The sequence below is a fragment of the Streptomyces sp. NPDC002176 genome, from assembly GCF_044903645.1.
GTDB lineage: Bacteria > Actinomycetota > Actinomycetes > Streptomycetales > Streptomycetaceae > Streptomyces.
In genome coordinates this window covers 1,163,829-1,183,866 of sequence record NZ_JBJDQW010000001.1, presented here as the reverse complement: position 1 = coordinate 1,183,866, position 20,038 = coordinate 1,163,829, and the positions used below count along the sequence as shown (strand labels likewise).

Sequence of the window (20,038 nt, the reverse complement as noted above, 5' to 3'; positions counted from 1 at the left end):
GCCACGAGACGGCCCCGCGCGGGGCCTACCAGCCCGCGGACGACCCCGTCAGCTCCTTGATCGCCGGACGCGCCGCGTCCAGCACCGTCATGAACCACGCGGAGAACGGCTCCCGCGCGTGCCGCTCCGCCAGCTCGGCCGCCGTCACGAAGGCGGTGTCGCCCACCTCCGCCGGGTCCGGCGCCAGGGTCTGCTGCACCAGGCCGACGAAGAGGTGGTTGTACTCCTGCTCCACCAGGCCGGACGCCGGGTCCGGGTGGTTGTAGCGCACCGTGCCCGCCTGGGCCAGCAGCGAGGGCGACACCCCCAGCTCCTCGTGCGTACGCCGGGCCGCCGCCGCGAACGGCGCCTCACCCGGGTAGGGGTGGCCGCAGCAGGTGTTGGACCACACGCCGGGGGAGTGGTACTTGCCGAGCGCCCGCTGCTGGAGCAGCAGTCGGCCCCGCTCGTCGAAGAGGAACACCGAGAACGCCCGGTGCAGCTGCCCCGGCGGCTGGTGGGCGGCCAGCTTCTCCGCGGTGCCGATCGTCACGCCGTTCTCGTCCACGAGTTCCAGCAAGATCGACTCTGTGGTGCCGTTCGACGAGCTGTGCGTCTCGGTGGCAGGTGTGATCGGCATACCCATCCTTCGCGTCGGTCTTCGCGACTCAAGTCTGCCGTACGAAACCGGCACTCCCGGCACTTCCCGGCACGTCCGCATGTCCTGGACCCGTACGTGTCACCCGTCCCGGACCCGCGCACGCCCCTCAGTGACAGAGCCGCGCCTCGTGCTCCGCGTGCCCGCCCGGCTCCAGTTGGAAGGTGCAGTGCTCCACGTCGAAGTGGTCGCCCAGACAGCCCTGCAACTCGTGCAGCATCTTCTCGTGCCCGATGGCGTTGAGCACATCCGTGCTCACCACCACATGTGCGGACAGCACAGGCATGCCCGAGGTGATCGTCCAGGCGTGCAGATCATGTACGTCCTCCACACCGTCCAGCTCCAGGATGTGTGTCCGTACCTCACTCATGTCGACGTCCTTGGGCGCCGCCTCCAGCAGCACGTCCAGCGTCTCGCGCAGCAGCCGCAGCGTCCTCGGTACGATCATCAGCCCGATGACGAGCGAGGCGATCGGGTCGGCGGCCTGCCAGCCGGTGGCCAGGATCACGGCCGCCGAGATGATCACCGCCACCGAGCCCAGCGCGTCCGCGGCGACCTCCAGGAAGGCGCCGCGCACGTTCAGGCTCTCCTTCTGTCCGCGCATCAGCAGCAGGAGCGAGACGGAGTTCGCCACCAGGCCGATCGCGCCGAACACGACCATCAGCCCGCCGTGGGTCTCGGCCGGCCGCAGGAACCGCTCCACCGCTTCGACCAGCACATAGCCGCCCACCCCGAGCAGCAGCACACAGTTGGCGAGCGCCGCCAGGATCTCGGCGCGGGCGAAGCCGAAGGTGCGGTTGGTGCTCGGCGGCCGGGCGGCGAAGTGGATCGCCAGCAGCGCCATGACCAGGCCCACCGCGTCGGTCGCCATGTGGGCGGCGTCCGCGATCAGGGCCAGGGAGTCCGCGACGAGACCACCGACGATCTCGACCACCATGATCGTGAGCGTGATGCCCAGGGCCGCCCGCAGCCTGCCCCGGTACGCGGCCGAGGCCGTCCCCGTGGACGGCACATGGCTGTGCGCGTGCCCGTGATCGTGCCCTGCCCCCATCGGAAGACCGCCCTTCAGCGCCGCGCGCCGGCTCGCAAACGAACGCACCGGCTCACAGTCAACTACGGTCGGCGGCCACCGGGCAACGCGGCACTGAACACCGTTGTCATGTGCTCTGACCTGCGGAAACGACACGCAGGTCAGAGCCGTACGGCACTCCCTACAGGCCGTGGTGGCGCTGCCAGCCCGCCCACGCCGAGGCGACCATCTCCGGCACCCCGAGCCGGGCCCGCCAGCCCAGCTCGGCCGCCGCCCGCTCGGCGGAGGCGACCGCGCGCGGCGCGTCCCCCGGCCGCCGGTCCTCCACCACCGGCGCCCGCCGGTCCCCGGTGACCTCGCCGATCACCGTGATCAGCTCGCGCACCGAGACACCCTCGCCCCGGCCGATGTTCAGCGTCAGATCGCCGGTGACCGAGCCGTCGGCCAGCCGCCGGGCCGCCGCGAGGTGGGCCTCGGCCAGATCGGTCACATGGATGTAGTCGCGGACACAGGTGCCGTCCGGCGTCGGATAGTCGGCGCCGAAGATCCGGGGTGCCTCGTCCCGGGTGAGCCGGTCGAAGACCATCGGGACGATGTTGAACACCCCGGTGTCCGCCAGCTCCGGCGCGGCCGCGCCCGCCACGTTGAAGTAGCGCAGGCACACCGTCGCGATGCCGTGCGCCTGTCCGGCCGCGCGGACCAGCCACTCACCGGCCAGCTTGGTCTCGCCGTACGGGTTCACCGGGGCGCACGCGGTGTCCTCGGTGATCAGGTCCACGTCCGGGTTGCCGTACACGGCCGCGGAAGAGGAGAAGAGCAGCCGCCGCACGCCCGCGTCCGCGATCGCGTCCAGCAGGGTCGCCAGACCGCCGATGTTCTCCCGGTAGTAGCGGACGGGCTCCGCCACCGACTCCCCGACCTGCTTGCGCGCCGCGAGATGCACCACACCGGTCACCCCGTGCTCGGCGAACACCCGCTTCAGCAGGTCCCCGTCCAGCGTCGAGCCCTCGACCAGAGGTACGCCCTCGGGCAGCCGCTCGGGCACCGCCGCCGACAGGTCGTCCAGGACGACCACGTTCTCCCCGGCGCCGTGCATGGCCCGCGCCACGTGCGCCCCGATGTATCCGGCTCCGCCGGTGATCAGCCACGTCATGCCCGCAGACCCTACGCCGTCGCCGCCCGGTGTCCCCGATGCCCCGATTACGTGCCGCTCGCCCGAGCGCGGTTTGTGGGGCGGCCCCCGCATCCCCGATGATGACCGCGGCGCAGGTGGGCGCGGTTCCCGGTGGACCGGGCCTGAACGCCCGGTGAACGTCCATCGCGGCCGATCCGATAGCCTCTGCCGACACGCCGCCCCGGCGAGCCGCAGGCGAGGGGCGCCCCCATCACGCAGCAGACCGGCGCCGACGCGCCGGACCCAGGGAGTGAATTCGGTTGCCGACCGCCATCGTCACCGGTCAGCCGGTCCCCGGATCGTCACTCGAGGGCGATCTGCGGTCCCTCGGCTTCGATGTGCACCTGGCCGCCGACACCGCCGAGGCCCGCGATCTGATCGCGGCGGCCCCCGAGGACGGGCGCGTGGCCCTGGTCGACGCCCGCTTCGTCGGCCACCCGCACGCCCTGCGGCTCGGCCTGACCGACCCTCGCTTCCCGCTCGCCGCCGTCCCCGGCGCCGTCACCGCCCAGGGCAGCGCCCGGCAGACGCTGCACCGGGCCTTGAACGGGCAGGCCGGGCAGGCCGGGCAGGCCGGGCAGAACGGGACGCTGGACGAAACCGGCGGCGGCACCGCGGTCGCCGTCGACAGCCTGCCCGACCGCCTGGTCACCGCCCTCGACGCCGACGGCACCCCGGTGCACCGTCCCGAACTGGGCAGCCTGGTCGCCGCCGTACCCGCCGACCCGCAGGCCCGCAACGAGGCCCGGCAGGCCGTCCTCGCCGTCGACGAGGAGGACGTCCGCCTGAAGTCGGCCGTGAAGTCCCGCGACGGCTTCTTCACCACCTTCTGCATCAGCCCCTACTCGCGCTACCTCGCGCGCTGGTGCGCCCGCCGGGGCTTCACCCCGAACCAGATCACCACCGCCTCGCTGCTCACCGCGCTCATAGCGGCGGCCTGCGCGGCCACCGGCACCCGCCCCGGCTTCATCGCGGCGGGCCTGCTGCTGATCGCCTCCTTCGTACTGGACTGCACCGACGGCCAAGTCGCCCGCTACTCGCTCCAGTACTCCACGCTCGGCGCCTGGCTGGACGCCACCTTCGACCGGGCCAAGGAGTACGCCTACTACGCCGGACTCGCCCTCGGCGCGGCCCGCGGCGGCGACGACGTATGGGCCCTCGCGCTCGGCGCGATGATCCTCCAGACCTGTCGGCACGTCGTGGACTTCTCCTTCAACGAGGCCAACCACGACGCCACCGCCAACACCAGCCCCACCGCCGCCCTCTCCGACAAGCTGGACAGCGTCGGCTGGACGGTCTGGGTCCGCCGGATGATCGTCCTGCCCATCGGCGAACGCTGGGCCATGATCGCCGTCCTCACCGCGGTCACCACGCCGCGCATCACCTTCTACGTGCTGCTGATCGGCTGCGCGCTGGCCGCCACGTACACCACGGCCGGGCGTGTGCTGCGCTCGCTGACCCGCAAGGCCCGCCGCACCGACCGCGCCGCCCGCGCGCTCGCCGACCTCGCGGACACCGGCCCGCTCGCCGGGGCCCTCGGCCGTGTGCTGAAGCGGGGCCTGCCCGGCCTCGCCGTCCCGGCCGTCGCCTTCCTCGGCGGGGCCGCCGTCGTCGCCTGCTCGGCGCTGACCGGCTTCGGGGGCTGGCTGCCCGTCGCGGGCGCGGTCGTCTACGTCCTCACCTCGGCGCTCGCCACCGCCCGCCCCCTCAAGGGCTCGCTGGACTGGCTCGTCCCGCCGTTCTTCCGCGCCGCCGAGTACGGCACGGTGCTCGCGCTGGCCGCCCGCGCCGACGTCCACGGAGCCCTTCCGGCGGCGTTCGGGCTGGTCGCGGCGGTCGCCTACCATCACTACGACACGGTGTACCGCATCCGCGGCGACGCCGGAGCGCCACCGGCCTGGCTGGTGCGCGCCATCGGGGGGCAGGAGGGGCGCACGCTGCTCGTCACCGTGCTTGCCGCGTTGCTCACCGCCTCCCAGTTCACCGTCGCGCTCACGGTCATCGCCGTGTGCGTCGCTCTGCTGGTGCTCGTCGAGAGCATCCGCTTCTGGGTGTCCGCTGGGGCGCCCGCCGTCCACGACGAAGGAGAAACCGCATGATCGGCCTCGTGCTGGCGGCCGGCGCCGGACGGCGTCTGCGCCCCTACACCGACACGCTGCCCAAGGCCCTGGTGCCGGTGGGCCCGGAGGGCGACGAGGAGTCGCTCACCGTCCTCGACCTCACCCTCGGCAACTTCGCGGAGGTCGGTCTCACCGAGGTCGGTGTCATCGTCGGCTACCGCAAGGAGGCCGTCTACGAGCGCCGGGCGGCCCTCGAGGCGAAGTACGGCCTGAAGATCACGCTGATCGACAACGACAAGGCCGAGGAGTGGAACAACGCCTACTCCCTGTGGTGCGGCCGGGACGCGCTGAAGGACGGCGTGATCCTCGCCAACGGCGACACCGTGCACCCCGTGTCGGTCGAGAAGACCCTGCTGGCCGCGCGCGGTGACGGCAAGAAGATCATCCTCGCGCTGGACACGGTGAAGTCCCTGGCGGACGAGGAGATGAAGGTCGTCGTGGACCCCGAGAAGGGTGTCCAGAGGATCACCAAGCTGATGGACCCGGCCGAGGCGACCGGTGAGTACATCGGCGTCACGCTGATCGAGGGCGACGCCGCCGAGGAGCTGGCCGACGCCCTGCGCACCACGTTCGAGCGGGACCCGCAGCTGTACTACGAGGACGGTTACCAGGAGCTGGTCAACCGGGGCTTCAAGATCGACGTGCAGCCGATCGGTGACGTCTCCTGGGTCGAGATCGACAACCACGACGACCTCGCCAAGGGACGGGAGATCGCGTGCCGGTACTGACGAGGCTCATTCCCTCGCCGGTCGTCGTGGACATCCGTCCGGGTGCCCTCGCCGACCTGGCCACCGTGCTCGCCGACGAGCGCATCTCGCACTCCGGCCGCCTGGCCGTCGCGGTCAGCGGCGGCTCCGGCGCCAAGCTGCGCGAGCGGGTCGCCCCGCAGCTGCCGGGTGCCACCTGGTACGAGGTCGGCGGCGGCACCCTGGACGACGCCGTCCGGCTCGCCGACGACATCCGCGGCGGTCACTTCGACGCGCTCGTCGGCCTCGGCGGCGGCAAGATCATCGACTGCGCCAAGTACGCCGCGGCGCGGGTCGGCCTGCCCCTGGTCGCCGTGCCGACGAACCTCGCGCACGACGGCCTGTGCTCGCCGGTCGCCACCCTCGACAACGACGCGGGCCGGGGCTCCTACGGGGTGCCCAACCCGATCGCCGTCCTGATCGACCTGGACGTCATCCGGGCCGCCCCGGCGCGTTTCGTGCGCGCGGGCATCGGTGACGCGGTGTCCAACGTGTCCGCCATCGCGGACTGGGAGCTGGCCAACCGGGTCAACGGCGAGAAGATCGACGGCCTCGCCGCCGCCATGGCCCGCCAGGCGGGCGAGGCGGTGCTCCGGCACCCCGGCGGGATCGAGGACAACGACTTCCTCCAGGTCCTCGCCGAGGCGCTGGTGCTGTCCGGCATCGCCATGTCGGTCTCCGGTGACTCGCGGCCCTCCTCGGGCGCCTGCCACGAGATCAACCACGCCTTCGACCTGCTCTTCCCCAAGCGCGCCGCCAGTCACGGCGAGCAGTGCGGCCTCGGCGCCGCCTTCGCCATGTACCTGCGCGGGGCGCACGAGGAGTCGGCGCACATGGCCGCCGTACTGCGCCGCCACGGGCTGCCCGTGCTGCCCGAGGACATCGGCTTCACCGTGGACGAGTTCGTCCGCGTCGTGGAGTTCGCGCCGGAGACCCGGCCGGGCCGCTACACGATCCTCGAACACCTCGACCTCAAGACTGAACAGATCAAGGACATCTACGCCGACTATGTCAAGGCCATCGGTAGCTGAACTCCGCCCGGTCGTCCACCCCGCGGGGGTGAAGGACCGGCGCAGCGGTGAGCACTGGGCGGGACGCCTCTACATGCGCGAGGTGTCCCTGCGCATCGACCGCTACTTGGTGAACACCAGGATCACGCCGAACCAGCTCACGTACCTGATGACCGTCTGCGGTGTGCTCGCGGCCCCGGCCCTGCTGGTGCCCGGGATCACGGGCGCGGTCCTCGGCATCGTCGCCACCCAGCTGTATCTGCTGCTGGACTGCGTGGACGGTGAGATCGCCCGCTGGCGGAAGCAGTACTCGCTGGGCGGGGTGTACCTCGACCGGGTGGGCGCCTACCTCACCGACGCCGCCGTCCTGGTCGGCCTCGGGCTGCGCGCCGCCGACCTGTTCGGCAGCGGCCGTATCGACTGGCTGTGGGCGTTCCTCGGCACCCTGGCCGCCCTCGGCGCGATCCTCATCAAGGCGGAGACCGACCTCGTCGGGGTCGCCAGGCACCAGACCGGGCTGCCCCCGGTCCAGGAGTCGGCCGCCGAGCCGCGTTCCTCCGGGATGGCGCTGGCCCGGCGTGCCGCCGCCGCGCTCAAGTTCCACCGGCTGATCCTCGGCATCGAGGCGTCGCTGCTGATCCTGGTACTGGCCATCGTGGACCAGGTACGCGGCGACCTGTTCTTCACCCGGCTCGGCACCGCCGTGCTGGCGGGCATCGCGCTGCTCCAGACCCTGCTGCACCTGGTGTCCATTCTCGCGTCGAGCAGGCTGAGGTGAACGGCATGAAGGTCGGCGCGGTCATCATCACCATGGGCAACCGCCCCGAGGAGCTGCGGGCGCTCATCGACTCCGTCGCCAAGCAGGACGGCGACAAGGTCTCGGTGGTCGTCGTCGGCAACGGCTCGCCCGTGCCCGACGTGCCCGAGGGCGTGCGCACCGTCGAACTGCCCGAGAACCTCGGCATCCCCGGCGGCCGCAACGTCGGCATCGAGGCGTTCGGCCCCGGCGGCAGTGACGTCGACGTCCTGCTGTTCCTGGACGACGACGGTCTGCTCGCCCGGCAGGACACCGCCGAGCTGTGCCGGGCCGCGTTCGCCGCGGACCCGGAGCTGGGCATCATCAGCTTCCGCATCGCGGACCCCGAGACCGGCGAGACCCAGCGCCGCCACGTGCCCCGGCTGCGCGCCGCCGACCCGATGCGCTCCTCCCGCGTCACCACCTTCCTCGGCGGCGCCAACGCCGTCCGTACGAAGGTGCTCTGCGAGGTCGGCGGGCTGCCGGACGAGTTCTTCTACGCCCACGAGGAGACCGACCTCGCCTGGCGCGCGCTGGACGCGGGCTGGATGATCGACTACCGGTCGGACATGGTGCTGTACCACCCGACGACCGCCCCCTCGCGGCACGCGGTGTACCACCGCATGGTGGCCCGCAACCGCGTCTGGCTGGCCCGCCGCAACCTTCCCGTGCCGCTCGTCCCGGTCTACCTCGGCGTCTGGCTGCTGCTCACGCTGGCCCGCCGCCCCTCCGGACCGGCGCTGAAGGCGTGGTTCGGCGGCTTCAAGGAGGGCTGGACCAGCCCTTGCGGTCCCCGTCGCCCGATGCGCTGGCGTACGGTGTGGCGGCTGACCCGGCTGGGCCGTCCCCCGGTGATCTGAGAAGCTCGATGTCGCGGGGCACGCGGCCCGGCGCACGCGAAGTACACGACGCACTCGAAGACGAAAGTGTCCACCTGTGAGTGAGAGAACCCATGACGGCGGTGTCGCGGTGACCGCGGCTCCGTCGCCCGACGAGGGCCTGCCCGCGGCAGATCTCGCCGCCAAGTACGGGCTCGCGACGAGCGGTGCCCGCCCCTCGCTCGTCGAGTACGTCCGGCAGCTGTGGAGCCGCCGTCACTTCATCCTCGCCTTCTCCCAGGCGAAGCTGACGGCCCAGTACAGCCAGGCCAAGCTGGGCCAGCTGTGGCAGGTGGCCACCCCGCTGCTGAACGCGGCCGTGTACTACGCGATCTTCGGGCTGATCCTCAAGGCCAGCCGGGGCATGTCGCACGACACCTACGTGCCGTTCCTGGTCACCGGTGTGTTCGTGTTCACCTTCACGCAGAGCTCGCTGATGTCGGGCGTCCGCGCGATCTCCGGCAACCTCGGCCTGGTGCGGGCCCTGCATTTCCCGCGCGCCTCGCTGCCGATCTCGTTCTCCCTGCAGCAGCTCCAGCAGCTGCTGTTCTCCATGATCGTCGTGTTCCTGGTGACGATCGGGTTCGGCAACTATCCGCGCCTGTCCTGGCTGCTGATCCTGCCGGTGCTGGTGCTGCAGTTCCTGTTCAACACCGGGCTCGCGATGATCGTGGCGCGCATGGGCGCCAAGACGCCGGACCTCGCCCAGCTGATGCCGTTCGTGCTGCGGACCTGGATGTACGCCTCCGGCGTCATGTTCTCCATCAGCAACATGCTGGCGGGCAAGCCGGAGTGGATCGTCCGGGTGCTGCAGGCCAACCCGGCGGCCGTCTACATGGACCTGATGCGCTTCGCGCTGATCGACGACTACGGCGCCTCGAACCTGCCCCCGCACGTGTGGGCCCTCGCCCTGGGCTGGGCCGTGGTCGTCGCCGTCGGCGGCTTCGTGTACTTCTGGAAGGCAGAGGAGCGGTACGGCCGTGGCTGAGCAGAACACCGGCGATCGCCGTCCGACCGTCATCGCGGACGAGCTGCACATCGTCTACCGGGTCAACGGGGCCAAGACCGGCAAGGGCAGCGCCACCTCCGCCCTGAGCCGCATGCTCAAGCGCGGCGAGCAGCGCGGTGTGCGCAAGGTGCACGCGGTGCGCGGGGTGTCCTTCACCGCCTACCGGGGCGAGGCCATCGGCCTGATCGGCTCCAACGGCTCCGGCAAGTCCACCCTGCTGCGGGCCATCGCCGGTCTGCTCCCGGCGGAGAAGGGCAAGGTCTACACCGACGGCCAGCCCTCCCTGCTGGGCGTCAACGCGGCCCTGATGAGCGACCTGACCGGTGAGCGGAACGTCATCCTCGGCGGTCTCGCCATGGGCATGTCCCGTGAGCAGATCAAGGAGCGCTACCAGAAGATCGTCGACTTCTCCGGCATCAACGAGAAGGGCGACTTCATCACGCTGCCGATGCGGACGTACTCCTCCGGCATGGCGGCCCGGCTGCGGTTCTCCATCGCCGCCGCCAAGGACCACGACGTCCTCATGATCGACGAGGCGCTGGCCACCGGTGACCGCGCCTTTCAGAAGCGCTCCGAGGAACGCATCCGGGAGCTGCGCAAGGAGGCCGGCACGGTCTTCCTGGTGAGCCACAACAACAAGTCCATCCGCGACACCTGCGACCGCGTCCTGTGGCTGGAGCGCGGCGAACTCCGCATGGACGGCCCCACCGAAGAGGTCCTCAAGGAGTACGAGAAGTTCACGGGCAAGTAGCCCGCGCTTCGTCAGGGCCCTGCCGGACGCCCCTCCGGCGGGGCCCCGCGTCTGCAAAGGATGCGTCAACTCCGCCTGCACGGCGGAATCTTGACGTCTGTCCGGGTGTTCTGGTGATGCGCCGGACACCCCGACGGACCATGTCGCGTCGTACAACGTAAGCTGTACCGGTGCCGGAAACCGGCAATCGGGGCGATAATGCGCGACACCCTCCGCCGGGGAAGCCCCCCGGAGGGTCGGCGGCGTGTCCGAAATAGTGTGTATCGGGTCGGCAGTGTAGAACGGGAGATGTGACGGCAATGGCTACGGAAACTCCCCAGCTCAACGCGAGCCGCGCCGTCCTTGCACCGGGCAGCGCGCAGTGACGGGAACCGACACGGCGACGGCACTGGAACGCGCCACGCTGGACAAGGCCGCGCGCGAGAACTTCCCCGTGGCCCCCTTCTTCCTGCCCCGCGCCTGGCGCACCGACCTCATGGCCGTCTACGGCTTCGCCCGCCTGGTCGACGACATCGGCGACGGCGATCTGGCCCCCGGCGGCGCCGACGCCCGCGCCCTCGGTGTCTCCCCGGAGCAGGCCGACGACCGCCTCGTCATGCTCGACGCCTTCGAGACCGACCTGCGCCGCGTCTTCGACGGCACCCCGCACCACCCCCTGCTGCGCCGCCTGACGCCCACCGTGCGCCGCCGCGGCCTCACCCCCGAGCCCTTCCTCGGCCTGATCGCCGCCAACCGCCAGGACCAGCTCGTCACCCGCTACGAGACCTACGACGACCTGCGCGCCTACTGCGAACTCTCCGCCAACCCGGTCGGCCGCCTGGTGCTCGCCGTCACCGGCACCGCGACCCCCGAGCGCGTCCGGCGCTCCGACGCCGTGTGCACCGCGCTGCAGATCGTCGAGCACCTCCAGGACGTCGCCGAGGACCTCGGCCGCGACCGCATCTACCTCCCCGCCCAGGACATGAAGCGTTTCCATGTCCAGGAGAGCGACCTCACCGCCCCGAGCGCCGGCGCGTCCGTACGCGCCCTGGTCGCGTACGAAGCCCAGCGCGCACGCGAACTCCTGAATGAAGGCGCCCCCCTCGTGGGTAGCGTCCAGGGCAGGCTGAAGCTGCTGCTCGCCGGGTTCGTGGCGGGAGGAAAGGCGGCGGTCCGGGCGATCGCCGCCGCCGATCACGACGTACTTCCCGGCCCGCCCCGACCCAGCAAGCTCCAGCTGCTGCGCGAGGCGGCCACGACCCTGCGAGGAGAGGGGTGATCCGGGCAGTGGAGGCTTCGCAAGCCGTGTCCGCACCGGTACTCGCCGCCTATCGCTACTGCGAGACGGTCACCGGCCAGCAGGCCCGCAACTTCGCCTACGGCATCCGGCTGCTGCCGACGCCGGAGCGCCGCGCCATGTCGGCGCTCTACGCCTTCTCACGGCGCGTCGACGACATCGGCGACGGCGAGCTGCCCGGCGACGTCAAGGTGGACCGCCTGGAGGACACCCGGGCGCTGCTCGCCCGCATCCAGGCGGGCGCGATCGAGGAGGACGACACCGACCCGGTGGCCGTCGCCCTCACCCACGCCGCCGGTGCCTTCCCGATCCCGCTCGGCGGCCTGGACGAGCTGATCGACGGCGTCCAGATGGACCTGCGCGGCGCGACCTACGAGACCTGGGACGACCTCAAGGTCTACTGCCGCTGTGTCGCCGGTGCCATCGGCCGCCTCTCGCTCGGCGTCTTCGGCACCGAGGCGGGCGCACCCGGCGCCGAGCGCGCCCCCGAGTACGCCGACACCCTGGGCCTCGCCCTCCAGCTCACCAACATCCTGCGGGACGTACGCGAGGACGCCGAAGGCGGCCGGACCTACCTGCCCGCCGACGACCTGGCCAAGTTCGGCTGCTCGGCCGGGTTCGCCGGACCCACCCCGCCCGAGGGCTCCGACTTCGCGGGCCTGGTCCACTTCGAGGTCCGCCGCGCCCGCGCCCTGTTCGCCGAGGGCTACCGGCTGCTGCCCATGCTGGACCGCCGCAGCGGCGCCTGCGTCGCCGCCATGGCGGGCATCTACCGCCGTCTGCTCGACCGCATCGAGCGCGACCCGGAGGCCGTGCTGCGCGGCCGGGTCTCGCTGCCCGGCCGCGAGAAGGCGTACGTCGCCGTGCGCGGCCTGTCCGGCTTCGACGCCAGGCATGTCTCGCGGCACACGCTCAGGAGGCGTGCCTGATGACGGCCGAGGCCCAGGAGGCGGCTCCGGCGGCCCGGCCGCGGCGGGCAACCCTCGCCCGCGGCGTGGCGTCCCTGACTGCGAGGGCCGGACGCGCACGGTTCAACCAGCACGCGCGGCACGCACGGAAGGACGCGGCATGAGCGACGTCTCCCGCCCGGCACGGGCGCACACCGGCTCCACCGGCCGGGACGCCGTCGTGGTCGGCGGCGGACTCGCCGGGGTCACCGCGGCCCTCGCGCTCGCCGACGCGGGCGTCCGCGTCACCCTGCTCGAAGGCAGGCCGCGGCTCGGCGGACTCGCCTTCTCCTTCCAGCGCGGCGATCTGACCGTGGACAACGGCCAGCACGTCTATCTGCGCTGCTGCACCGCCTACCGCTGGTTCCTCGACCGTATCGAGGGCACCGCGCTGGCCCCGCTGCAGGACCGGCTCGACGTACCCGTGGTCGACGTCGACAAGCCCGAGGGGCGGCGGCTCGGCAGGCTGCGGCGCGACCCGCTGCCCGTCCCCCTGCACCTCGGGCGCAGCCTGGCCGCCTACCCGCACCTCTCGCTCGCCGAGCGTGCCTCCGTCGGGCGGGCCGCGCTCGCGCTCAAGGGGCTCGACCCCACCGACCCGGCGCTGGACGGCCAGGACTTCGGCACCTGGCTGGCCCGGCACGGCCAGTCCGCGCGCGCCATCGAGGCCCTCTGGGACCTCGTCGGGGTCGCCACCCTCAACGCGGTCGCGGGTGACGCCTCGCTCGGACTCGCCGCGATGGTGTTCAAGACCGGTCTGCTGTCCGAGCCGGGCGCGGCCGACATCGGCTGGGCCCACGTCCCGCTGGGCGACCTGCACGACCGGCTGGCCCGCAAGGCGCTCGACTCCGCGGGCGTCCGTACCGAGGTCCGTACCCGCGTCACCTCCGTCTCCCAGCACGAGGACGGGCGCTGGAGCGTCCGGACCCCCGGGGAGACGATCGACACCGACGCCGTCGTCCTCGCCGTACCCCAGCGCGAGACCCACGACCTGCTGCCCGCCGGTGCCCTCGACGACCCCGGGCGGCTGCTGCGCATCGGCACCGCGCCGATCCTCAACGTGCACGTCGTGTACGACCGTGAGGTGCTCGCCCGGCCCTTCCTCACCGCGCTCGGCACGCCCGTGCAGTGGGTGTTCGACCGCACCGCCGCCTCCGGGCTGCGCGAGGGCCAGTACCTGGCGCTGTCCCAGTCGGCCGCCCACGACGACATCGACGCCCCCGTCGCCGACCTGCGCGAGCGCTACCTGCCCGAGCTGGAACGGCTGATCCCCGGCACCCGCACCGCGCGGGTACGGGACTTCTTCGTGACCCGCGAACGCACCGCGACGTTCGCCCCCACCCCCGGCGTCGGGCGGCTGCGCCCCGGCGCCCGCACCAAGGTTCCCGGCCTGTACCTGGCCGGGGCGTGGACCGCCACCGGCTGGCCCGCGACCATGGAGAGCGCGGTCCGCAGCGGCGTGAGCGCGGCCGACGCCGCACTCGGCGCCCTGGGCCGCCCCCGCCCCCGTCACCTCTTCCAGTTCGAGGAGGCGGCGTGATGCTCGATCAGCACAGCCCGGAGGGGCCCCGCACCCCCGGTACCGCAACAAGAGGAGAGACTGTGCCCACTGTGCCGCCCCCGGCCTCGACAGCCGCCGACGCGGTGGACGTGACCGCACTGCTGGAGCGCGGCCGGACCCTGGCCACCCCGGTCCTGCGCGCCGCCGTCGACCGGCTGGCGCCCCCCATGGACACCGTCGCCGCCTACCACTTCGGCTGGATCGACGCCGCCGGGAACCCGGCCGCGGGCGATGGCGGCAAGGCCGTACGCCCCGCCCTCGCCGTGCTCTCCGCCGAGGTCACCGGCGCCGCCCCCGAGGTCGGCGTGCCCGGCGCGGTCGCCGTCGAGCTGGTGCACAACTTCTCGCTGCTGCACGACGACCTGATGGACGGCGACGAGCAGCGCCGCCACCGCGACACGGTGTGGAAGGTGCACGGACCCGCCCAGGCCATCCTGGTCGGCGACGCCCTGTTCGCCCTCGGCAACGAGGTCCTGCTGGAGCTCGGCACCGTCGAGGCCGGGCGTGCCACCCGCCGCCTGACCACCGCCACCCGCGCCCTGATCGACGGCCAGGCCCAGGACATCTCCTACGAGCACCGCGACCGCGTCAGCGTCGAGGAGTGCCTGGAGATGGAGGGCAACAAGACCGGCGCCCTGCTGGCCTGCGCCTCCTCCATCGGCGCGGTCCTCGGCGGCGCCGACGACCGCACCGCCGACGCCCTGGAGCGCTACGGCTACCACCTCGGCCTCGCCTTCCAGGCCGTCGACGACCTGCTCGGCATCTGGGGCGACCCGGAGTCCACCGGCAAGCAGACCTGGAGCGACCTGCGCCAGCGCAAGAAGTCCCTGCCCGTGGTCGCCGCCCTCGCGGCCGGTGGCCCCGCCTCCGAGCGGCTCGGCGAGATCCTCGCCGCCGACGCCAAGAGCAACGACTTCGCCGCCTTCTCCGAGGCGGAGTTCGCGGCCCGCGCCGCCCTCATCGAGGAGGCCGGCGGCCGCGAGTGGACGGCGGACGAGGCGCGGCGCCAGCACACCGTCGCCATCGAGGCCCTGCACGCCGTCGACATGCCCGACCGGGTGCGGGCCGCCTTCACGGCGCTCGCCGACTTCGTCGTCGTGAGGAAGAGATGATCACTATCGGCCGAATAATCCTCGCGTAGTCGCCGGCCGGTGCGGCGCGATGCACCACACCGGCCGACGGCGGACCCAAGCAGCACGACTCGAACGACTGCGCAAAGGGGAAGCCATGACAGCGACGACCGACGGAAGCACCGGGGCCACGATCCCGCCCCCCGCTGCCGCGGCCAGCGACACCGACAGCACCACCCCCCTGGCGGCCGGGGTACCCGAGGCCGCCGCACACGCCGTGGCGCGCGCCACCGCGTTCCTGCTCGCCGGACAGGACCCCGAGGGCTGGTGGAAGGGCGACCTGGAGACCAACGTCACCATGGACGCCGAGGACCTCCTGCTGCGCCAGTTCCTCGGCATCCGCGACGAGGCGACCACCCACGCGGCCGCCCTGTTCATCCGGGGCGAGCAGCGCGCGGACGGCGCCTGGGCGACCTTCTACGGCGGTCCCGGCGAGCTGTCCGCCACCGTCGAGGCGTACGTCGCGCTGCGCCTGGCCGGAGACGCCCCCGACGCCCCCCACATGGCACGCGCCTCGGCCTGGGTGCGCGCACGCGGCGGCATCGCCTCCGCCCGCGTCTTCACCCGGATCTGGCTCGCCCTGTTCGGCTGGTGGAAGTGGGAGGACCTGCCCGAACTCCCCCCGGAACTCATCTGGTTCCCCACCTGGCTGCCGCTCAACATCTACGACTTCGGCTGCTGGGCCCGGCAGACCATCGTGCCGCTGACCATCGTCTCGGCCACGCGCCCGGTCCGCCCGGCACCCTTCCCGCTCGACGAGCTGCACACCGACCCGGCGAACCCCAACCCGCCCAAGCCCCTTGCTCCGCTGGCGAGTTGGGAAGGCGCCTTCGAGCGCCTCGACCGGATGGTGCACCGGCTGCGGGGGGCGGTCCCGCCCCGGCTGCGCCGGGCCGCGATCAACTCCGCCGCCCGCTGGATCGTCGAACGCCAGGAGAACGACGGCTGCTGGGGCGGCATCCAGCCCCCGGCCGTGTACTCCGTCATCGCCCTCCATCTGCTCGGCTACGACCTCGAACACCCCGTGATGCGGGCCGGGTTGGAGTCGCTGGACCGGTTCGCCATCTGGCGCGCGGACGGGTCCCGGATGATCGAGGCGTGCCAGTCCCCGGTCTGGGACACCTGCCTCGCCGTCATCGCCCTGGCCGACGCCGGACTCCCCGCCGATCACCCCCAGTTGGTCAAGGCGGCCGACTGGATGCTGGGCGAGGAGATCCGCCGCCCCGGTGACTGGTCCGTCAAACGCCCTCAACTCCCGCCGGGTGGATGGGCGTTCGAGTTCCACAACGACAACTACCCCGACATCGACGACACCGCCGAGGTCGCCCTCGCGCTGCGCCGGGTGCGCCACCCCGAACCCGCCCGGATGGACGGGGCGATCGCGCGGGCGGTGCGCTGGAACTTCGGGATGCAGTCGAAGAACGGCGGCTGGGGCGCCTTCGACGTCGACAACACCAGCCCCTTCCCCAACCGGCTGCCGTTCTGCGACTTCGGCGAGGTCATCGACCCGCCGTCCGCCGACGTCACCGCGCACGTCGTGGAGATGATGGCGGCCGAAGGACTCGCCCACGATCCACGCACCCGGCGCGGCATCACCTGGCTGCTCGCCGAACAGGAGGCGGACGGCTCCTGGTTCGGCCGCTGGGGCGTCAACTACGTCTACGGCACCGGCTCGGTGGTGCCCGCCCTGACCGCGGCCGGACTCCCCACCTCCCACCCGGCGATCCGCCGCGCGGTGCACTGGCTGCGGGGCGCCCAGAACGACGACGGCGGCTGGGGCGAGGACCTGCGCTCCTACAAGTACGTCAAGGAGTGGAGCGGCCGCGGCGCCTCCACCGCCTCCCAGACCGCCTGGGCACTGATGGCACTCCTCGCGGCGGGGGAGCGGGAGTCCAGGGCCGTCCAGCGGGGTGTGCGATGGCTGGCCGAGACCCAGCGGGCCGACGGCTCCTGGGACGAGCCGTACTTCACCGGCACCGGCTTCCCCTGGGACTTCTCGATCAACTACCACCTCTACCGGCAGGTGTTCCCGCTCACCGCGCTCGGCCGGTACCTGCACGGCGACCCCTTCGACAAGGCGCCCCTGGCCGCCCGCAGCGGCCCGCGCGTCGCCGCCGCCGGAGGGAGCTGAATGAGACCCCGGCCCGCCTCGGCACCGCTGCTGATCGTCTGCGCGCTCGGCATCGAGCGGTTCGCCCTGCGCACCGGCGACCGCGGCGGGGCCGGGGAACGGTTCAGCGTCCTGCGCACCGGCATGGGCCCCAGGGCGGCGGAGCGGTCCGTCGCCGAGCGGCTCGCCGGTCCGGAGATGACCGACGCCGCCGTACTGGCCACCGGCTTCTGCGCCGGGCTGGCACCGGGCATGCACCCCGGCGACCTGGTCGTCGCCGAGGAGACCCGCGACGAGCGGGGGACCGTGCCTTGCGTGCGCACCGATCTGCTGGTGAAGGAACTGCGGCGCGCCGCCCCCGGCCGCATCGTCCACACCGGCCCCCTGACCGGCTCCGACCATGTGGTCCGGGGCCCGGAACGCGCCGATCTCCTGGCGACCGGCGCCATCGCGGTCGACATGGAGTCGGCGGCCACCCTGCGGAGCGCCGTCGGCGCGGGCCCCCGCCCGGTTGCGGCCGTACGAGTGGTCGTGGACGCTCCTGAACATGAACTTGTCCGGATCGGAACGCTTCGCGGTGGAATATCAGCCTTCCGCGTTCTTCGTTCCGTCCTTCCCGCTTTCTTCGAATGGCACCGTTCCTTGCCGCTCCCCCGGAGGTGAGCCAGATGGCCATGCCGTTGCGTCAGTCCATCAAGGTCGCTACATACCTGGCCGAACAGAAGATCCGCAGGCGGGACAAGTTTCCGCTGATCGTCGAGCTGGAACCGCTGTTCGCCTGCAATCTCAAGTGCGAGGGCTGCGGAAAGATCCAGCACCCGGCCGGTGTGCTCAAGCAGCGGATGCCGGTCGCCCAGGCCGTCGGCGCGGTGCTGGAGTCCGGCGCGCCGATGGTGTCCATCGCGGGCGGTGAGCCCTTGATGCACCCGCAGATCGACGAGATCGTCCGCCAGCTGGTCGCCAAGCGCAAGTACGTCTTCCTGTGCACCAACGCCATGCTGCTGCGCAAGAAGATGGACAAGTTCACGCCGTCCCCGTACTTCGCGTTCGCGGTCCACATCGACGGGCTGCGCGAGCGGCACGACGAGTCCGTGGCCAAGGAAGGCGTGTTCGACGAGGCCGTGGCGGCGATCAAGGAGGCCAAGCAGCGCGGCTTCCGGGTCACCACCAACTCGACCTTCTTCAACACCGACACCCCGCAGACCATCGTCGAGGTGCTGAACTTCCTCAACGACGACCTCGAGGTGGACGAGATGATGATCTCGCCCGCCTACGCCTACGAGAAGGCGCCCGACCAGGAGCACTTCCTCGGCGTCGAGCAGACCCGCGAGCTGTTCAAGAAGGCGTTCTCCGGCGGCAACCGCAGGCGGTGGCGGCTCAATCACTCCCCGCTGTTCCTGGACTTCCTCGAGGGCAAGGTCGACTTCCCCTGCACCGCCTGGGCCATCCCGAACTACTCCCTCTTCGGCTGGCAGCGCCCCTGCTACCTGATGAGCGACGGCTATGTGCCGACGTACCGCGAGCTGGTCGAGGACACCGACTGGGACAAGTACGGCCGCGGCAAGGACCCGCGCTGCGCGAACTGCATGGCGCACTGCGGCTACGAGCCGACCGCCGTCCTCGCCACCATGGGCTCCCTGAAGGAGTCGCTGCGGGCCATGCGCGAGACCGTCTCCGGAAACCGGGAGTGAGGCCATGAGCGCCGTCTCCCTGGGCGTCCCCGAGGTACCGGCCCGCCCTGTCGCCACCCGCCGGGTGTCGCGGCAGATCCAGGTGGGGTCGGTGCCGGTCGGGGGCGGGGCGCCCGTGTCGGTGCAGTCGATGACGACGACGCGTACGTCGGACATCGGGTCGACGTTGCAGCAGATCGCGGAACTGACGGCGTCGGGCTGTCAGATCGTGCGGGTGGCGTGTCCGACGCAGGATGACGCGGACGCGTTGGCGACGATCGCGCGGAAGTCGCAGCTCCCGGTGATCGCGGACATCCACTTCCAGCCGAAGTACGTGTTCGCCGCGATCGAGGCGGGCTGTGCGGCGGTCCGGGTGAACCCGGGCAACATCAAGCAGTTCGATGACAAGGTCCGTGAGATCGCGAAGGTCGCGAAGGAGCACGGGACCCCGATCCGGATCGGCGTGAACGCGGGTTCGCTGGATCGCCGCCTGCTGCAGAAGTACGGCAAGGCGACTCCCGAGGCGCTGGTGGAGTCGGCCCTCTGGGAGGCGTCCCTCTTCGAGGAGCACGACTTCCGGGACATCAAGATCTCGGTGAAGCACAACGACCCGGTCGTGATGATCGAGGCGTACCGGCAGCTCGCCGCGCAGTGCGACTACCCGCTGCACCTGGGCGTGACCGAGGCGGGTCCGGCGTTCCAGGGCACGATCAAGTCGGCCGTGGCGTTCGGCGCGCTGCTGTCCGAGGGCATCGGTGACACGATCCGGGTCTCGCTGTCGGCGCCGCCGGTGGAGGAGGTCAAGGTCGGGCTGCAGATCCTGGAGTCGCTGAACCTGAAGCAGCGGGGTCTGGAGATCGTGTCGTGTCCTTCGTGCGGGCGGGCGCAGGTGGACGTCTACAAGCTGGCCGAGGAGGTCACGGCGGGGCTGACCGGTATGGAGGTCCCACTGCGGGTGGCGGTGATGGGGTGCGTGGTGAACGGCCCCGGTGAAGCGCGAGAGGCGGATCTCGGGGTTGCCTCGGGCAACGGCAAGGGGCAGATCTTCGTGAAGGGCGAGGTCATCAAGACCGTCCCGGAGTCGAAGATCGTGGAGACCCTCATCGAGGAGGCCATGCGGCTGGCCGAGGAGACCGGCCAGGCGGATCAGGTGAGTTGAGGCAGAGCACGGCACGGACCGAGAGGGGGCCGGC

General features: G+C 71.8%; 19 protein-coding genes. 16 read left to right on the top strand and 3 right to left on the bottom strand.

The window, feature by feature from the left end; translation table 11 throughout:
• Positions 1 to 25 precede the first annotated feature (25 nt).
• The 3 genes from idi to galE form a co-directional block, all read right to left on the bottom strand.
• Positions 26 to 619, bottom strand: a complete 594-nt coding sequence (gene idi, locus ACI2LY_RS05275) for an isopentenyl-diphosphate Delta-isomerase (RefSeq protein ID WP_389001793.1) — start codon at positions 617 to 619, stop codon at positions 26 to 28.
• 127 nt (positions 620 to 746) lie between these two features.
• Positions 747 to 1,688 carry a cation diffusion facilitator family transporter gene (locus ACI2LY_RS05270; protein ID WP_404705952.1) on the bottom strand — a complete coding sequence of 314 codons (942 nt, stop codon included), beginning with the start codon at positions 1,686 to 1,688 and terminating at the stop codon, positions 747 to 749.
• A gap of 160 nt (positions 1,689 to 1,848) precedes the next feature.
• Positions 1,849 to 2,820 carry a UDP-glucose 4-epimerase GalE gene (galE, locus tag ACI2LY_RS05265; RefSeq protein WP_404705951.1) on the bottom strand — a complete coding sequence of 324 codons (972 nt, stop codon included), beginning with the start codon at positions 2,818 to 2,820 and terminating at the stop codon, positions 1,849 to 1,851.
• A 281-nt stretch (positions 2,821 to 3,101) separates the two neighbouring features.
• On the opposite strand from galE, the gene ACI2LY_RS05260 reads away from it, so the two are divergent.
• The 16 genes from ACI2LY_RS05260 to ispG all read left to right on the top strand — a co-directional run bounded on the left by ACI2LY_RS05260 (position 3,102) and on the right by ispG (position 20,004).
• Entirely contained in the window at positions 3,102 to 4,940 is a 1,839-nt protein-coding gene (locus ACI2LY_RS05260; RefSeq protein ID WP_404705950.1) for a DUF5941 domain-containing protein, read from the top strand.
• Positions 4,937 to 5,689: a sugar phosphate nucleotidyltransferase gene (locus tag ACI2LY_RS05255; protein WP_404705949.1), complete on the top strand. Its 753-nt coding sequence runs from the start codon at positions 4,937 to 4,939 to the stop codon at positions 5,687 to 5,689. The genes ACI2LY_RS05260 and ACI2LY_RS05255 overlap by 4 nt, the downstream gene beginning before the upstream one ends.
• The gene (locus tag ACI2LY_RS05250; protein ID WP_404705948.1) at positions 5,677 to 6,738 is read left to right on the top strand and encodes an iron-containing alcohol dehydrogenase family protein; all 1,062 of its coding nucleotides are present in this window, start codon (positions 5,677 to 5,679) and stop codon (positions 6,736 to 6,738) included. The genes ACI2LY_RS05255 and ACI2LY_RS05250 overlap by 13 nt, the downstream gene beginning before the upstream one ends.
• A complete protein-coding gene (locus ACI2LY_RS05245; RefSeq protein ID WP_078858671.1) occupies positions 6,716 to 7,495 on the top strand; it encodes a CDP-alcohol phosphatidyltransferase family protein in 780 nt (259 codons plus the stop codon). The genes ACI2LY_RS05250 and ACI2LY_RS05245 overlap by 23 nt, the downstream gene beginning before the upstream one ends.
• Positions 7,496 to 7,500: 5 nt before the next feature.
• A complete protein-coding gene (locus tag ACI2LY_RS05240; RefSeq protein WP_404705947.1) occupies positions 7,501 to 8,373 on the top strand; it encodes a glycosyltransferase family 2 protein in 873 nt (290 codons plus the stop codon).
• Between the two features lie 76 nt (positions 8,374 to 8,449).
• Positions 8,450 to 9,379, top strand: coding sequence for an ABC transporter permease (locus ACI2LY_RS05235; RefSeq protein WP_393591727.1), 930 nt, complete (start codon positions 8,450 to 8,452; stop codon positions 9,377 to 9,379).
• Entirely contained in the window at positions 9,372 to 10,151 is a 780-nt protein-coding gene (locus tag ACI2LY_RS05230) for an ABC transporter ATP-binding protein (RefSeq protein ID WP_404705946.1), read from the top strand. Before ACI2LY_RS05235 ends, ACI2LY_RS05230 begins: the two co-directional genes overlap by 8 nt.
• 361 nt (positions 10,152 to 10,512) lie before the next feature.
• The gene (gene hpnC / locus ACI2LY_RS05225; protein ID WP_404705945.1) at positions 10,513 to 11,409 is read left to right on the top strand and encodes a squalene synthase HpnC; all 897 of its coding nucleotides are present in this window, start codon (positions 10,513 to 10,515) and stop codon (positions 11,407 to 11,409) included.
• Positions 11,406 to 12,356, top strand: coding sequence for a presqualene diphosphate synthase HpnD (gene hpnD / locus ACI2LY_RS05220; RefSeq protein WP_404705944.1), 951 nt, complete (start codon positions 11,406 to 11,408; stop codon positions 12,354 to 12,356). Before hpnC ends, hpnD begins: the two co-directional genes overlap by 4 nt.
• Positions 12,356 to 12,499: a DUF6380 family protein gene (locus ACI2LY_RS05215; RefSeq protein WP_404705943.1), complete on the top strand. Its 144-nt coding sequence runs from the start codon at positions 12,356 to 12,358 to the stop codon at positions 12,497 to 12,499. The genes hpnD and ACI2LY_RS05215 overlap by 1 nt, the downstream gene beginning before the upstream one ends.
• The gene (gene hpnE / locus ACI2LY_RS05210) at positions 12,496 to 13,914 is read left to right on the top strand and encodes a hydroxysqualene dehydroxylase HpnE (protein WP_404705942.1); all 1,419 of its coding nucleotides are present in this window, start codon (positions 12,496 to 12,498) and stop codon (positions 13,912 to 13,914) included. Before ACI2LY_RS05215 ends, hpnE begins: the two co-directional genes overlap by 4 nt.
• Positions 13,914 to 15,047, top strand: coding sequence for a polyprenyl synthetase family protein (locus ACI2LY_RS05205; RefSeq protein WP_389001754.1), 1,134 nt, complete (start codon positions 13,914 to 13,916; stop codon positions 15,045 to 15,047). The genes hpnE and ACI2LY_RS05205 overlap by 1 nt, the downstream gene beginning before the upstream one ends.
• Before the next feature lie 115 nt (positions 15,048 to 15,162).
• Complete coding sequence (shc, locus tag ACI2LY_RS05200; protein ID WP_404705941.1) at positions 15,163 to 17,196, top strand: squalene--hopene cyclase; 2,034 nt, start codon at positions 15,163 to 15,165, stop codon at positions 17,194 to 17,196.
• A complete protein-coding gene (locus tag ACI2LY_RS05195) occupies positions 17,197 to 17,838 on the top strand; it encodes a 1-hydroxy-2-methyl-2-butenyl 4-diphosphate reductase (protein WP_404705940.1) in 642 nt (213 codons plus the stop codon).
• A 5-nt stretch (positions 17,839 to 17,843) separates the two neighbouring features.
• Positions 17,844 to 18,866, top strand: coding sequence for an adenosyl-hopene transferase HpnH (gene hpnH / locus ACI2LY_RS05190; RefSeq protein WP_389001745.1), 1,023 nt, complete (start codon positions 17,844 to 17,846; stop codon positions 18,864 to 18,866).
• Positions 18,867 to 18,870: 4 nt separating this feature from the next.
• Positions 18,871 to 20,004 carry a flavodoxin-dependent (E)-4-hydroxy-3-methylbut-2-enyl-diphosphate synthase gene (ispG, locus tag ACI2LY_RS05185; RefSeq protein WP_401442408.1) on the top strand — a complete coding sequence of 378 codons (1,134 nt, stop codon included), beginning with the start codon at positions 18,871 to 18,873 and terminating at the stop codon, positions 20,002 to 20,004.
• The last annotated feature ends 34 nt before the right edge of the window (positions 20,005 to 20,038 follow it).

Excerpts from the sequence above, each read along its gene's own strand:
- ACI2LY_RS05215 (WP_404705943.1), top strand. The coding sequence starts at position 12,356 with ATGACGGCCGAGGCCCAGGAGGCGGCTCCGGCGGCCCGGCCGCGGCGG.
- hpnE (WP_404705942.1), top strand. The coding sequence starts at position 12,496 with ATGAGCGACGTCTCCCGCCCGGCACGGGCGCACACCGGCTCCACCGGC.
- shc (WP_404705941.1), top strand. The coding sequence starts at position 15,163 with ATGACAGCGACGACCGACGGAAGCACCGGGGCCACGATCCCGCCCCCC.
- ispG (WP_401442408.1), top strand. The coding sequence starts at position 18,871 with ATGAGCGCCGTCTCCCTGGGCGTCCCCGAGGTACCGGCCCGCCCTGTC.
- idi (WP_389001793.1), bottom strand. The coding sequence starts at position 619 with ATGCCGATCACACCTGCCACCGAGACGCACAGCTCGTCGAACGGCACC.
- ACI2LY_RS05245 (WP_078858671.1), top strand. The coding sequence starts at position 6,716 with ATGTCAAGGCCATCGGTAGCTGAACTCCGCCCGGTCGTCCACCCCGCG.
- ACI2LY_RS05205 (WP_389001754.1), top strand. The coding sequence starts at position 13,914 with ATGCTCGATCAGCACAGCCCGGAGGGGCCCCGCACCCCCGGTACCGCA.
- ACI2LY_RS05255 (WP_404705949.1), top strand. The coding sequence starts at position 4,937 with ATGATCGGCCTCGTGCTGGCGGCCGGCGCCGGACGGCGTCTGCGCCCC.
- hpnH (WP_389001745.1), top strand. The coding sequence starts at position 17,844 with ATGGCCATGCCGTTGCGTCAGTCCATCAAGGTCGCTACATACCTGGCC.
- ACI2LY_RS05195 (WP_404705940.1), top strand. The coding sequence starts at position 17,197 with ATGAGACCCCGGCCCGCCTCGGCACCGCTGCTGATCGTCTGCGCGCTC.
- galE (WP_404705951.1), bottom strand. The coding sequence starts at position 2,820 with ATGACGTGGCTGATCACCGGCGGAGCCGGATACATCGGGGCGCACGTG.
- ACI2LY_RS05270 (WP_404705952.1), bottom strand. The coding sequence starts at position 1,688 with ATGGGGGCAGGGCACGATCACGGGCACGCGCACAGCCATGTGCCGTCC.
- ACI2LY_RS05240 (WP_404705947.1), top strand. The coding sequence starts at position 7,501 with ATGAAGGTCGGCGCGGTCATCATCACCATGGGCAACCGCCCCGAGGAG.